9 protein-coding genes and 4 tRNA genes are annotated in these 13,782 nt (G+C 57.0%); 11 read left to right on the top strand and 2 right to left on the bottom strand.

What is annotated here, in order from left to right:
- Positions 1–34: 34 nt before the first annotated feature.
- A complete protein-coding gene (pbpG, locus tag AB4N47_RS06310; RefSeq protein WP_460154437.1) occupies positions 35–973 on the bottom strand; it encodes a D-alanyl-D-alanine endopeptidase in 939 nt (312 codons plus the stop codon).
- 230 nt (positions 974–1,203) lie between these two features.
- Entirely contained in the window at positions 1,204–2,058 is an 855-nt protein-coding gene (gene folD, locus AB4N47_RS06315; protein WP_016775338.1) for a bifunctional methylenetetrahydrofolate dehydrogenase/methenyltetrahydrofolate cyclohydrolase FolD, read from the bottom strand.
- Between the two features lie 275 nt (positions 2,059–2,333).
- On the opposite strand from folD, the gene AB4N47_RS06320 reads away from it, so the two are divergent.
- From AB4N47_RS06320 to AB4N47_RS06370, 11 genes are all read left to right on the top strand, one after another.
- Positions 2,334–2,410, top strand: a tRNA-Arg gene (locus tag AB4N47_RS06320).
- A gap of 32 nt (positions 2,411–2,442) precedes the next feature.
- Positions 2,443–2,518: transfer RNA gene (locus tag AB4N47_RS06325), tRNA-His, on the top strand.
- A gap of 57 nt (positions 2,519–2,575) precedes the next feature.
- A tRNA-Leu gene (locus AB4N47_RS06330) sits at positions 2,576–2,660 on the top strand.
- Positions 2,661–2,737: 77 nt separating this feature from the next.
- Positions 2,738–2,813 (top strand) — tRNA-His (locus AB4N47_RS06335).
- Positions 2,814–3,214: 401 nt separating this feature from the next.
- Positions 3,215–4,525 (top strand): trigger factor, encoded by a 1,311-nt coding sequence (gene tig, locus AB4N47_RS06340; RefSeq protein WP_341637121.1) that lies wholly within the window; start codon positions 3,215–3,217, stop codon positions 4,523–4,525.
- A 92-nt stretch (positions 4,526–4,617) separates the two neighbouring features.
- Positions 4,618–5,253 (top strand): ATP-dependent Clp endopeptidase proteolytic subunit ClpP, encoded by a 636-nt coding sequence (gene clpP / locus AB4N47_RS06345; RefSeq protein ID WP_016775336.1) that lies wholly within the window; start codon positions 4,618–4,620, stop codon positions 5,251–5,253.
- 112 nt (positions 5,254–5,365) lie between these two features.
- The gene (gene clpX / locus AB4N47_RS06350; RefSeq protein ID WP_016775335.1) at positions 5,366–6,649 is read left to right on the top strand and encodes an ATP-dependent Clp protease ATP-binding subunit ClpX; all 1,284 of its coding nucleotides are present in this window, start codon (positions 5,366–5,368) and stop codon (positions 6,647–6,649) included.
- Positions 6,650–6,812: 163 nt separating this feature from the next.
- Complete coding sequence (lon, locus tag AB4N47_RS06355) at positions 6,813–9,209, top strand: endopeptidase La (RefSeq protein WP_341637122.1); 2,397 nt, start codon at positions 6,813–6,815, stop codon at positions 9,207–9,209.
- Between the two features lie 149 nt (positions 9,210–9,358).
- A complete protein-coding gene (locus AB4N47_RS06360; RefSeq protein WP_016775333.1) occupies positions 9,359–9,631 on the top strand; it encodes an HU family DNA-binding protein in 273 nt (90 codons plus the stop codon).
- Positions 9,632–9,858: 227 nt separating this feature from the next.
- The gene (locus AB4N47_RS06365; RefSeq protein WP_056788760.1) at positions 9,859–11,730 is read left to right on the top strand and encodes a SurA N-terminal domain-containing protein; all 1,872 of its coding nucleotides are present in this window, start codon (positions 9,859–9,861) and stop codon (positions 11,728–11,730) included.
- A gap of 751 nt (positions 11,731–12,481) precedes the next feature.
- Complete coding sequence (locus AB4N47_RS06370) at positions 12,482–13,342, top strand: DUF2242 domain-containing protein (RefSeq protein ID WP_341637123.1); 861 nt, start codon at positions 12,482–12,484, stop codon at positions 13,340–13,342.
- Positions 13,343–13,782: the final 440 nt, after the last annotated feature.

Genomic DNA, 13,782 nt, shown 5'->3' on the forward strand with positions numbered 1-13,782 from the left:
CCGAAGATTCGGGGCTTTTTCATGAACGCTGGATTTACTTGGCCGCCTCGACTACGCCGCTCTGACGGCTCTTGAGGTTTTTGTCGGCTTTGTACTGCTGTGCCACCGCTGGAACACTGGCGCTGCGCCCGGTTTCCACCCAGCTGCGGATACGGCTGGCATCGGCAAAATGCGTGTATTTGCCAAACGCATCGAGAATCACCAGGGCGACCGGACGGTTGCCCATCTTCGTCACCAGCACCAGGCAATGGCCGGCCGGGTTGGTGAAGCCGGTCTTGGTGATCTTGATGTTCCAATCGGCCTTGTTGACCAAGTGGTCGGTATTGCGGAAGCCCAGGGTGTAGTTGGGCTTGCGGAACGCCACGGTCTTTTCCTTGGTGGTGGTCAGTTGCACCAGAAGCGGTTGCTTGTGCGCAGCCACCAGCAGTTTGCTCAGGTCGCGGGCGGTGGAAACGTTGCGCTCCGACAAGCCGGTCGGCTCGACAAAGTGCGTGCTGGTCATGCCCAGTGCCTTGGCCTTGGCGTTCATTGCCGCGATAAAAGCAGCGTAGCCGCCCGGATAGTGATGGGCGAGGCTGGCGGCGGCGCGGTTTTCCGAAGACATCAAGGCGATCAGCAGCATCTCGCGGCGCGGCAGCTCACTCTTGAGTTTGACCCGGGAGAACACGCCCTTCATTTCCGGGGTGTTCCTGATGTCGACATCGATCCATTCGTCCATGTTCTGTCGAGCTTCTACCACGACCAGGCCCGTCATCAGCTTGCTGACGGAAGCGATCGGCACGATCACGTCAGGGTTGCTGGAATAGATGACTTTATTGGTCTGCATATCCATAAGCAGGGCGCTGCCGGACGCGATCTTCAAAGTCGAAGCGTCACGTGGGGCAGCGGTGGTTTCCGCAGCGTTGATCGTTGGCGTGATGAATGTGCCTGTAACAGCAAACAACAGGCTCAGAATCGAGAGACGAATTTTCACGCGGGTGAACTCTAAAAGGTTGGGTATACCGTTAGTTTGTAACGGGTTATTTCTTAAAACCGGCGCATTTTAGGAGTATGGCTGAAGAACTGTCGATGGTTGTTTGTAAGACCTGAAAATCTCGTGAAAAGGCCTGTAAAAAGAGCGGTTTCCGGCGAACGGTTGAAGTTTTTTCTCAGGCACGAAAAACCCCGCACAAGGCGGGGTTCTGGCGCAGCGGAAAATTCCGATCAGACGTGCAGGGTTTCTGCGGCGTAGAGCGTGTTTTCCAGCAGGCAGGCGCGGGTCATCGGGCCAACGCCGCCCGGTACCGGGGTGATCCAGCCGGCGCGGGGCAGGGCGGTTTCGTAGACAACGTCACCGACCAGTTTGCCGTCGTCCTGACGGTTGATGCCGACGTCGATCACGATCGCGCCTTCCTTGATCCACTCGCCCTTGACCAGGCCCGGCTTGCCGGCGGCGACGACCACCAGATCAGCACGGCCGACGTGGCCCGCCAGATCCTTGGTGAAGCGGTGAGTGACAGTGACGGTGCAGCCGGCCAGCAACAATTCCATGGCCATCGGGCGACCGACGATATTGGAGGCGCCCACGACTACCGCGTCCATCCCGTAAAGATCAGCACCAGTGCTTTCCAGCAAGGTCATGATGCCTTTCGGGGTGCAGGGGCGCAGCAGCGGGATGCGCTGGGCCAGGCGGCCGACGTTGTACGGATGGAAACCGTCGACGTCTTTGTCCGGGCGAATGCGTTCCAGCAGCTTGGACGCGTCGAGGTGTTCGGGCAGAGGCAACTGCAGGAGCACGCCGTCGATGGCCGGATCGTCGTTGAGGCGATCGATCAGGTCGGTCAGGGCGTCCTGAGTGGTGTCGGAGGGCAGGTCGTAGGCTTGAGAGAGGAAGCCAACCTCTTCACAGTCTTTACGCTTGTGCGAGACATAAACCTGAGAGGCAGGATCGCTGCCGACCAGGATCACCGCGAGGCCGGGGGTGCGCAGGCCTTGCTGGCGACGCTCGGCAACTCGTTGGGCGATCTGCTGGCGCAGGCTGGCGGCGATCGATTTGCCGTCGATTAGTTGTGCAGTCATTGCGCGTGATTAACCATCGAGAGGGGAAAAAATGAGAACGCATTCTCGCATGTCGAGCGGTGAGGGCAAAGGCGCTTGGTCAGCAAATTCCTCTAACTCCTTTAATTAAATGAATTTTTTTCAAAAAGGATTTGACGACCTTTGGAGCCCTCTATACTATTCGTCGCACTTGTCGGGCACAGCCTAGCACTGGTTAAGAAGGTGGAGCGGAATCAAGGTTCTGCGACGCTGGAAAGCACTTAGTTTGTAGTCCTTTAAGAGTACAGATTAACAAGGCGCCCGTAGCTCAGCTGGATAGAGCATCCGCCTTCTAAGCGGATGGTCGCAGGTTCGAGTCCTGCCGGGTGCGCCATTAGGCAGCTTTGGCACAAGTAACGCGATATGGTGGGCGTAGCTCAGTTGGTAGAGCACGGGATTGTGACTCCCGTTGTCGTGGGTTCGATCCCCATCGTCCACCCCATATTTCGAAAGGCGCCAGATTTAACGGTCTGGCGCCTTTGCTTTAAAAGCTTCATCCGCGGATGTGGTGGAATTGGTAGACACACTGGATTTAGGTTCCAGCGCCGCGAGGCGTAAGAGTTCGAGTCTCTTCATCCGCACCAAATAAAGCTTCATCTGTGCCTCCGGCCTGATGAAGTTTCGACAAAGAAGTTGTTTGGCTTTTTTGTTACGCAATATGGTGGGCGTAGCTCAGTTGGTAGAGCACGGGATTGTGACTCCCGTTGTCGTGGGTTCGATCCCCATCGTCCACCCCATATTTCGAAAGGCGCCAGATTTAACAGTCTGGCGCCTTTTTTGTTTTAGCGGTTTCGAAATCCGGCCATGGCCGATTTCGAAGCGCAGGGCAGGGCACTTCATCGCTTTTAAAGGATCGGATGACGCTGAACTGCTCGTCGTTCCGGTTTTGCCGGAACGTCTGTCGGGGCGGATTTGATAGTTGCTTCTATATATAGAAGCGTTGCTGCAGAGCCCTGACGTGATCGCTTGTATTCGCCAGTGGAGTGCACGGCATTCGTGCGGCGCTCCCTATAAATTGCCTGCTGTTTTTTTACCCGTTTCCAGTAGGGTGACTTCTTGAGTTTGACCCACTAGAATGCATGCCCTTGATTCTGGGGTCGGAAACGGCCGGCTAACGTCTGTGCAACGAGGAATATCCATGCAAGTTTCTGTTGAAAATACTACTGCTCTCGAGCGCCGCATGAGCGTCACCGTGCCGGCAGAGCGCATCGAGACTCAGGTCAACAAGCGTCTGCAGCAGACTGCCCAAAAGGCCAAAATTGCTGGCTTCCGTCCAGGCAAAGTGCCAATGAGCGAAATCAAGCGCCGTTTCGGTGCTGATGCGCGTCAGGAAGCGGTAGGCGACGTCATCCAGTCTTCCTTCTACGAAGCTGTGGTCGAGCAGAAGCTCAACCCTGCCGGTTCGCCTTCGATCGAGCCAAAGTCGCTCGAAGCGGGCAAGGATCTGGAATACGTTGCTGTATTCGAAGTCTTCCCTGAGTTCACCGTTGCTGGCTTCGAAGGCATCACCGTTGAGCGTCTGAGCGCTGAAGTGGCTGACGCTGACCTGGACAAGATGCTCGACATCCTGCGCAAGCAGAACACCCGTTTCGAAGTGGCCGACCGTTCTGCGCAGAACGAAGACCAGCTGAACATCGATTTCGTTGGCAAGGTTGACGGCGAAGTGTTCGCTGGCGGCTCCGCCAAGGGCACTCAGCTGGTACTGGGTTCCGGCCGTATGATCCCGGGCTTCGAAGAAGGCCTGGTTGGCGCTAAGGCTGGCGAAGAGCGCGTTCTGAACCTGACCTTCCCTGAGGACTATCAGAACCTGGACCTGGCTGGCAAAACCGCCGAGTTCACCGTGACCGTCAACACTGTGTCCGAGCCTAAGCTGCCTGAGCTGAACGAAGAGTTCTTCGCTCAATTCGGCATCAAGGAAAGCGGTATCGACGGTTTCCGCACCGAAGTTCGCAAGAACATGGAGCGTGAACTGCGTCAGGCGATCAAATCCAAGGTCAAGAATCAGGTAATGGACGGTCTGCTGGCCACCAACCCGATCGAAGTGCCAAAGGCTCTGCTGTCCAACGAAGTTGACCGTCTGCGCGTGCAGGCTGTTCAGCAGTTCGGCGGCAACATCAAGCCAGACCAACTGCCGGCCGAGCTGTTCGAAGAGCAAGCCAAGCGCCGCGTCGTGCTGGGCCTGATCGTTGCTGAAGTGGTCAAGCAGTTCGACCTCAAGCCTGACGAAGCTCGTGTTCGCGAAATGATTCAGGAAATGGCTTCCGCTTACCAGGAGCCAGAGCAGGTCGTGTCGTGGTACTACAAAAACGAGCAGCAGCTGAACGAAGTGCGTTCGGTTGTGCTGGAAGAACAAGTTGTGGATACTGTTCTGCAGAAAGCTAGTGTGACCGACAAATCGGTCTCCTACGAAGAAGCAGTCAAGCCGGTAGAAGCTCCAGCAGCCGACTGATTGATTTTGCGTTAGAAGTGCACACCATAAGCCAGCTCTCGAGCTGGCTTATGCGTATTCAAGACATAACTATTTGGGAGCGACTGCAGAGCATGTTCCGTAATTCTTATATTCAGCAGAACTCTGATATCCAGGCCGCCGGCGGCCTGGTCCCGATGGTTGTCGAGCAGTCCGCTCGTGGCGAACGCGCCTACGACATCTACTCGCGCCTGCTCAAGGAGCGAGTGATCTTTCTGGTGGGCCCGGTAGAGGACTACATGGCCAACCTGATCTGTGCGCAACTGCTGTTCCTTGAAGCGGAAAACCCGGACAAGGACATCCATCTGTACATCAACTCGCCGGGCGGTTCGGTGACTGCCGGCATGTCGATCTACGACACCATGCAGTTCATCAAGCCGAACGTATCGACCACCTGCATCGGTCAGGCCTGCAGCATGGGCGCATTCCTGCTCACCGCAGGTGCACCGGGCAAGCGTTTCTGCCTGCCGAACTCGCGCGTGATGATTCACCAGCCACTGGGCGGTTTCCAGGGCCAGGCGTCGGACATCGAAATCCACGCCAAGGAAATCCTCTTCATCCGCGAGCGTCTGAACATGCTGATGGCCAAGCACAGCGGCCGTACTCTGGAAGAAATCGAGCGCGATACCAATCGCGACAACTTCATGAGTGCCGAAGCTGCGAAGGAATACGGCCTGATCGACGAAGTGATCAACCAGCGTCCAGCTTAATATAAGCAGCGCAAAACAGGCCTGATCGGCATGTCCGATCAGCGGCGGGCTTGAAAAAGCCCGCAATAGCCTTCATCTTGTGTTGCAAGCCTATCGGATTTGGATCGAACGAATGACTGACACCCGCAACGGCGAGGACAACGGCAAGCTGCTCTATTGCTCCTTCTGTGGCAAAAGCCAGCATGAAGTGCGCAAATTGATTGCCGGCCCCTCGGTCTTTATCTGCGACGAGTGCGTCGACCTGTGCAATGACATCATCCGCGAGGAGGTGCAGGAAGCACAGGCCGAAAGCAGCGCGCATAAATTGCCTTCGCCTAAAGAAATCAGCGGCATCCTTGACCAGTACGTCATTGGTCAGGAGCGTGCGAAAAAGGTTTTGGCCGTAGCGGTGTACAACCACTACAAGCGCCTGAATCAGCGTGACAAAAAGGCTGACGACGTCGAACTCGGCAAGAGCAACATCCTGCTGATCGGCCCGACAGGCTCCGGTAAAACCCTGCTGGCCGAAACACTGGCCCGCTTGCTGAACGTTCCGTTCACCATCGCTGACGCAACTACCCTCACCGAGGCAGGTTACGTGGGTGAAGATGTCGAGAACATCATTCAGAAGCTGCTGCAGAAGTGCGATTACGACGTAGAGAAAGCCCAGATGGGCATTGTCTACATCGACGAAATCGACAAGATTTCCCGCAAGTCCGACAACCCGTCGATCACCCGTGATGTTTCCGGTGAAGGCGTGCAGCAGGCCTTGCTCAAGTTGATCGAAGGCACGGTCGCTTCGGTACCGCCGCAAGGTGGCCGCAAGCATCCGCAGCAGGAGTTCCTGCAGGTCGACACCCGTAACATCCTGTTCATCTGCGGTGGTGCGTTCTCCGGCCTGGAAAAGGTCATTCAGAACCGTTCCACCAAAGGCGGCATCGGCTTCAACGCCGAAGTGCGCAGCAAGGAAGAAGGCAAGAAAGTCGGTGAATCCCTGCGTGAAGTCGAGCCTGACGATCTGGTCAAGTTCGGTCTGATCCCGGAATTCGTCGGTCGTCTGCCGGTCCTGGCGACACTGGATGAGCTCGACGAGGCTGCGCTGATGCAAATCCTCACCGAGCCGAAAAATGCTCTGACCAAACAGTATGCCAAGCTGTTCGAGATGGAAGGCGTGGATCTGGAATTCCGTTCCGACGCGCTGAAATCGGTCGCCAAGCGTGCTCTGGAACGTAAAACCGGTGCCCGTGGCCTGCGTTCGATTCTCGAAGGTGTATTGCTCGACACGATGTATGAGATCCCCTCGCAGTCCGAGGTGAGCAAAGTCGTGATCGATGAAAGCGTGATCGAAGGCAAGTCCAAGCCACTGTATATCTACGAAAACAGTGAGCCGACGGCCAAGGCAGCGCCGGACGCGTAGGTGTTCACAGCGCCGCAACAAAGAAGGGGCCTTCGGGCCTCTTTTTTTTTAAGTCGTTTTTTACCTCCGCTTTGCGCTTGTTTTTTTTCGAGGCAGCCCCCATCTTGGTTTCAAGCTTAATTCCATCTGATTACGGCCATACGGCCGCCGTAGAGGCGAGATCATGAAGACAACCATCGAATTGCCTCTCCTGCCATTGCGTGATGTCGTGGTTTATCCGCACATGGTTATCCCGCTGTTCGTGGGGCGCGAGAAATCCATCGAAGCCCTCGAGGCAGCGATGACGGGTGACAAGCAGATTCTGCTGCTGGCCCAGCGAAACCCGGCTGACGATGATCCCGGTGAAGACGCTCTCTATCGCGTAGGTACGATTGCCACGGTTCTGCAACTGCTGAAGCTGCCTGACGGCACCGTCAAGGTTCTGGTCGAAGGCGAGCAGCGTGGCACTGTCGAGCGCTTCAGCGAAGTCGATGGCCATTGCCGCGCCGAAGTGTCTCTGATCGAAGAAGTCGGCGCCGCCGAGCGTGAGTCGGAAGTCTTCGTGCGCACACTGCTTTCGCAGTTCGAACAATACGTTCAGCTGGGCAAGAAGGTCCCGGCTGAAGTCCTGTCGTCGCTCAACAGCATCGATGAGCCCGGTCGTCTGGTCGACACCATGGCCGCGCACATGGCGCTGAAAATCGAGCAGAAGCAGGAAATCCTCGAGATCATCGATCTGTCAGCCCGTGTCGAGCACGTGCTGGCACTGCTGGATGCCGAAATCGACCTGCTGCAGGTTGAAAAACGCATTCGCGGTCGCGTCAAAAAGCAAATGGAGCGCAGCCAGCGCGAGTACTACCTGAATGAGCAGATGAAGGCCATTCAGAAAGAACTCGGCGACGGCGACGAAGGCCACAACGAAATCGAAGAGCTGAAAAAGCGCATCGATGCTGCCGGCCTGCCGAAAGATGCGCTGGCCAAAGCCACTGCCGAGCTGAACAAGCTCAAGCAGATGTCGCCGATGTCGGCTGAAGCCACCGTGGTGCGCTCCTACATTGACTGGCTGGTGCAGGTGCCGTGGAAGGCGCAAAGCAAAGTGCGTCTCGACCTGGCTCGTGCAGAAGACATTCTCGACGCCGATCACTACGGCCTCGAAGAGGTCAAGGAGCGCATCCTTGAATACCTCGCCGTGCAGAAGCGTGTGAAGAAAATCCGTGGCCCGGTGTTGTGCCTGGTCGGTCCTCCAGGCGTGGGTAAAACCTCGCTGGCGGAATCGATTGCCCATGCCACCAACCGTAAATTCGTACGTATGGCCTTGGGCGGCGTGCGTGACGAAGCGGAAATTCGTGGTCATCGTCGGACTTACATCGGTTCGATGCCGGGTAGATTGATTCAAAAGATGACAAAAGTGGGCGTGCGCAACCCGCTGTTCCTGCTCGATGAAATCGACAAGATGGGCAGCGATATGCGTGGCGATCCGGCTTCGGCGTTGCTGGAAGTGCTTGATCCTGAGCAAAACCACAACTTCAACGATCACTATCTGGAAGTCGATTACGACCTTTCCGATGTGATGTTCCTGTGCACCTCGAACTCGATGAACATCCCGCCAGCGCTGCTGGACCGGATGGAAGTGATTCGTCTGCCGGGTTACACCGAAGACGAGAAGATCAACATCGCCGTGAAATACCTCTCGCCGAAACAGATCGCCGCTAACGGTCTGAAGAAGGGCGAGCTGGAGTTCGACGAGGAAGCCATCCGCGACATCATCCGTTATTACACCCGTGAAGCGGGTGTGCGGGGCCTCGAGCGGCAAATCGCCAAGGTCTGCCGCAAGGCAGTCAAAGAGCATGCGCTGGAAAAACGCTTCTCGGTAAAAGTGACAGCTGAGTTGCTTGAGCATTTCCTTGGCGTGCGCAAGTTCCGCTACGGCCTGGCCGAGCAGCAGGATCAGGTGGGGCAGGTGACTGGCCTGGCGTGGACTCAGGTTGGCGGCGAATTACTGACCATCGAAGCCGCAGTGATTCCGGGTAAAGGGCAACTGATCAAGACCGGTTCGCTCGGTGATGTGATGGTCGAATCGATCACTGCCGCACAGACCGTTGTGCGCAGCCGCGCCAAGAGCCTGGGCATCCCGCTGGACTTCCACGAGAAGCGCGACACCCATATTCACATGCCGGAAGGTGCTACGCCGAAAGACGGCCCTAGCGCTGGCGTGGGCATGTGCACCGCGTTGGTCTCGGCATTGACCGGCATTCCGGTGCGCGCCGATGTCGCCATGACCGGTGAGATCACTTTGCGTGGTCAGGTGTTGGCAATTGGCGGTTTGAAAGAAAAACTGCTGGCGGCACATCGCGGCGGAATCAAGATTGTGATTATTCCGGAAGAAAACGTCCGCGATCTGAAGGAGATTCCTGACAATATCAAGCAGGATCTGCAGATCAAACCGGTTAAATGGATTGACGAGGTCCTGCAAATTGCGCTGCAATACGCGCCGGAGCCCTTGCCGGATGTGGCTCCGGAGATAGTTGCCAAGGACGAAAAACGCGAGTCTGATGCCAAGGAAAGAATTAGCACGCATTAATACGTTTTAGCCTGGGGGGCTTTCCTTGACAGCATTTTAGAGCCCTTGTTATAAAGCGGCTCTTAAGTGTCTGTAGGCCATTCAGCACTCGTTTTTGCTTTCACCAAAAAACTTAGAAACATCTCAAAATAGATATAAGGGGACTTAGAGTGAACAAGTCGGAACTGATTGATGCTATCGCTGCATCCGCTGATATCCCGAAAGCTGCTGCTGGCCGTGCGCTGGACGCTGTAATCGAATCCGTCACTGGCGCTCTGAAGGCTGGCGACTCCGTTGTTCTGGTTGGTTTCGGTACTTTCTCCGTGACTGACCGTCCGGCTCGTACCGGTCGCAACCCGCAAACCGGCAAGTCTCTGGAAATCCCGGCTGCCAAGAAGCCAGGTTTCAAAGCCGGTAAAGCGCTGAAAGAAGCTGTTAACTGAGTTTCTAGGTTTTTACCCATCCGGGTCGGGGTCAAGCCTGACTTGGCAGCGGAGCGGTAGAGCAGGTGGCTGAAAGAGCCACCTGTAACGCCGGGATCGAGGGTTCGAGCCCTGTCCGCTCCGCCAGTTACGAGAAGGCGCATCCTCGGATGCGCCTTTCTTCTATCCGGATTCTACCCACGCTCCACGGTTGCCTAAATTGAAGTTCAACCGTTTCTGGGGGACGCATGCTGCAGAATATCAGGGACAATTCACAAGGCTGGATTGCCAAGACCATTATCGGGGTCATCGTTGCACTGATGGCCCTGACCGGTTTCGATGCCATTTTCCAGGCCACGACTCACAAGAACGAGGCGGCCAAGGTCAACGGTGACGAAATCAGCCAGAACGAGCTGAGCCAGGCCGTTGATATGCAACGCCGTCAGCTGATGCAACAGTTGGGCAAGGACTTCGATGCTTCCTTGCTCGACGAAAAAATGCTGCGCGAATCGGCGCTCAAAGGCCTGATCGACCGCAAGTTGCTGCTGCAAGGCGCCGAACAGGCGAAGTTCTCATTCTCCGAAGCCGCGCTGGATCAAGTGATCCTGCAGACGCCTGAATTCCAGGTCGACGGCAAGTTCAGCTCGGAGCGTTTCGACCAGGTGATCCGTCAACTGGGCTACAGCCGCATGCAGTTCCGCCAGATGCTGGCTCAGGAAATGCTCATCGGCCAATTGCGCGCTGGCGTTGCCGGCAGCGGTTTCGTCACCGACGCCGAAGTGCTGGCATTCGCCCGTCTGGAAAAACAGACCCGTGATTTCGCCACTCTGAACGTGAAGGCCGACCCGGCTGCGGTCAAGCTGACCGATGACGAGGTCAAGGCTTACTACGACGAGCACGCCAAGGAATTCATGACGCCGGACCAGGTGATCATTGATTACGTCGAGCTGAAGAAGTCGTCGTTCTTTGATCAGGTCGCAGTCAAGGATGAAGATCTTGAGGCGGCGTATCAGAAAGAGATCGCCAACCTGTCGGAACAGCGTCGTGCCGCGCACATCCTTATCGAAGTGAACGACAAGACCACCGAAGCGCAGGCCAAGGCGAAGATCGACGAAGTCCAGGCGCGTCTGGCCAAGGGCGAGAAATTCGAAGCGCTGGCCAAGGAGTTCTCGCAGGATCCGGGTTCCGCCAACAATGGCGGTGACCTCGGTTACGCCGGTCCTGGCGTTTACGACCCGGCCTTCGAAAAGGCTCTGTACTCGCTGTCGAAAGACCAGGTGTCCGAGCCGATTCGTACCGACTTCGGTTATCACCTGATCAAGCTGTTGGGCGTGGAAGCGCCTGAAGTGCCGACCCTGGCCAGCCTGAAAGACAAGCTGACCCGTGAGCTGAAAGCCGCTCAGGTCGAGCAGCGTTTTGTTGAGGCGACCAAGCAACTGGAAGACTCGGCGTTCGAAGCCTCTGACCTGGCGCAGCCAGCAGCGGATCTGAAACTGACCGTGCACACTTCCAAACCGTTCGGCCGTGAAGGTGGCGAAGGTGTTGCCGCCAACCGTGCCGTGGTCACTGCCGCGTTCAGCCCGGAAGTGATTGACGAAGGTGCCAACAGCACCGCCATCGAGCTGGACCCGGAAACCGTGATCGTGCTGCGTTCCAAGGAGCACCTGAAGCCTGCGCAACTGCCGCTGGAAAGTGTGAGCGCGGCAATCCGTACTCAACTGACCAAGGAGCACGCCAGTGCCGAGGCCAAGACCCGTGCCGAGAAGCTGATCGCTGATCTGCGCGATGGCAAGGCGCCGCTGGACAAGGCCATTGACGGTCAGAACTGGAAGATCACCGAAGCGGCCACCCGTGGTCAGGAAGGGGTTGATCCGGCTGTGCTGCAGGCACTGTTCCGTATGCCGAAGCCGGCTGCCAAGGACAAGCCGACGTTCTCCAGCGTTACGTTGCCGGATGGCAGCCTGATGGTTGTGCGACTCAACGGTGTTAACGAAGCTGCCGCGCCTACTGATGAAGAGAAGGCGCAATATCGTCGCTTCCTGGCTTCCCGTGAAGGGCAGCAGGACTTTGCGGCGTATCGCAAGCAGTTGGAAGCTGAGGCGGAGATCGAGCGGTTCTGATCTTTTGACTGACGTTTGAAGGAGCCCCGGCCTGGTTGGTCGGGGCTTTTTTGTTTTTTGGGCGTGGCGGCCTTTGGGCCGGCCATGCTGTTGGGTTTTGGGTGAATATCCGTTTTTTGCGGTGTTGCGGCTGGCGGTTTCGCCCTTACGGCGACTCACTTTTTTTACAAACGCCTAAAAAAAGTAAGCAAAAAAACGCTTGCTCCTACGTTCGGCCCTCGCAGGCTCGGGTTCCTTCGCTGCGGGATCGATCCGGGAGCAGCGGCTCCGGTTTGCTTCGCTGCACCTCCTTCCGCTGTGTCTGGCTGCGCCAGACGGTCGCTACGCTCCCACACCCGGATCAATCCCTCCGCTCAGCCTTCCGACGTCGCCGATGGATCAAAAGCAAGATCAGAAGCACTCGAGCTTGCGCTCATTGTTGAGTGGGGCGGCTTTGCCGCGGGCAGCTGCGCTGCTTTGCTTTTCTGTGGGAGCGAGCCTGCTCGCGAAGGCGGCCTGACAGCCGACCTGATCTTGAATTTTTACCTTTCTTTTGCATTTAGAACACGCCGGTCAGTTCTGGGGCGTTATGGCCGTCGAGCCGACAAGCCACGGCGAAATTGCGCGCGTTGATCGATCATTTGTCCACGCGGCTTTTTCCTGATGGCCATGACCGGTAAAGTTGTAATCGATTCTTGACACTATTCCATACGCCATGGGGCAACGATCTGTTGCACAATACGCCCCGGACTGTTTTCCCTCAGGATGTTCAATGTTGATTTCCACTCCCATGCGTGTTGTCGGGCTGGCGCTGTTGTTGACTGCGGTGGCCGGTTGTTCGAAGGACAAGCCGATCTATGAGCATGAGAACTTCGATGACTCCGGCACCTTTTCGCGCAATTACCCGGTGACCGACACCGCCAGTTGCGAAGCGGCCCGGCGCGCGTTGCTTAGTCAGGGCTACATCATTACCAGCAGTGATCCGAAACTGGTCAGCGGGCACAAGAGCTTCCAGCAGACCGGCGAGACCCATCTCGAGATCAGCTTCAACGTGGTCTGCGCCGAAGACGGCAGCGCCGGGCATCATGCGACGGTGTTCGCCAACGCCTTGCAGGATCGTTATGCGTTGAAGAAGACCAACAATTCCGCCAGCCTCGGTGTGGGTGTGTTGGGCTCGGTGTCGATGCCGATCGGCTCTTCGGACGATTCGATGGTCAAGGTCGCCAGCGAGACGGTTACTGCGCAGAAGTTCTACGAGCGCTTCTTCACGCTGGTGGAGCAGTTTTTGCCCGCCGATGCGAAGAAAGCGGCGCATATCGAAGAAAAACCGAAAACCGACCTCGGCGTGCCTGAGCCGAAGGTGACGCCCGCTCCGGCGCCTGCGCCACTGGTGCCGACACCGGCAGCGGAAACGGCCCCAGCGCCGGCTGCAGAACCTGCACCGGCCCCGGTTGAAGCCGCGCCGGTGAATTCCGAGCCGGTGGTACCGCCAGCGGAGTCGACGCCGATTACGCCTGCGCCAGCGCCCGTGGAAGAGCCCGCGCCGGCCAGCGAAACCATCACGCCACCGACCAACCCGGATATTCCTCCACCGTCCGAGCCGATTCCGGCGATGCCTGCGTCGGGCCAATAAGAGACCAAGCGAAACCCTGTGGGAGCGAGCCTGCTCGCGAATGCGGAGTGTCAGTCGACAGATGATCAGACTGACACACCGCCTTCGCGAGCAGGCTCGCTCCCACAGTGGTTTTCGGGTTGGCTTAAGATCTGGTTACACACCTGCGACACCATCGCCGCGATAAATCCCCAGCCACCTGCTACGTTTTATTCATGAAGGTCGCGTTTCACTTTTCCTTCATACGGGCACTTTATGCTCGGGGCACAGGTCGATTGATCAGGCCATTTTCATTGCGAGCAGTTGGGGGATTTATACGATGGATGAGTATCAGGAAGAACTGCTCGAATACCAGGCCTTTGAACTGGATCAACCAGAGCCGGCTGACGACGCAACCGAACTATAAGCTTCAAGCTTCAAGCGTTCGGCTGTGCTTGGCTCTCGCTTGCAGCTTGCAGCTT

The sequence above is a fragment of the Pseudomonas sp. S3_G06 genome, from assembly GCF_054667565.1.

Coding starts and splice junctions, on each gene's coding strand:
- lon (WP_341637122.1), top strand. CDS start 6,813: ATGAAGACAACCATCGAATTGCCTCTCCTGCCATTGCGTGATGTCGTG.
- tig (WP_341637121.1), top strand. CDS start 3,215: ATGCAAGTTTCTGTTGAAAATACTACTGCTCTCGAGCGCCGCATGAGC.
- AB4N47_RS06365 (WP_056788760.1), top strand. CDS start 9,859: ATGCTGCAGAATATCAGGGACAATTCACAAGGCTGGATTGCCAAGACC.
- clpP (WP_016775336.1), top strand. CDS start 4,618: ATGTTCCGTAATTCTTATATTCAGCAGAACTCTGATATCCAGGCCGCC.
- folD (WP_016775338.1), bottom strand. CDS start 2,058: ATGACTGCACAACTAATCGACGGCAAATCGATCGCCGCCAGCCTGCGC.
- AB4N47_RS06370 (WP_341637123.1), top strand. CDS start 12,482: ATGTTGATTTCCACTCCCATGCGTGTTGTCGGGCTGGCGCTGTTGTTG.
- clpX (WP_016775335.1), top strand. CDS start 5,366: ATGACTGACACCCGCAACGGCGAGGACAACGGCAAGCTGCTCTATTGC.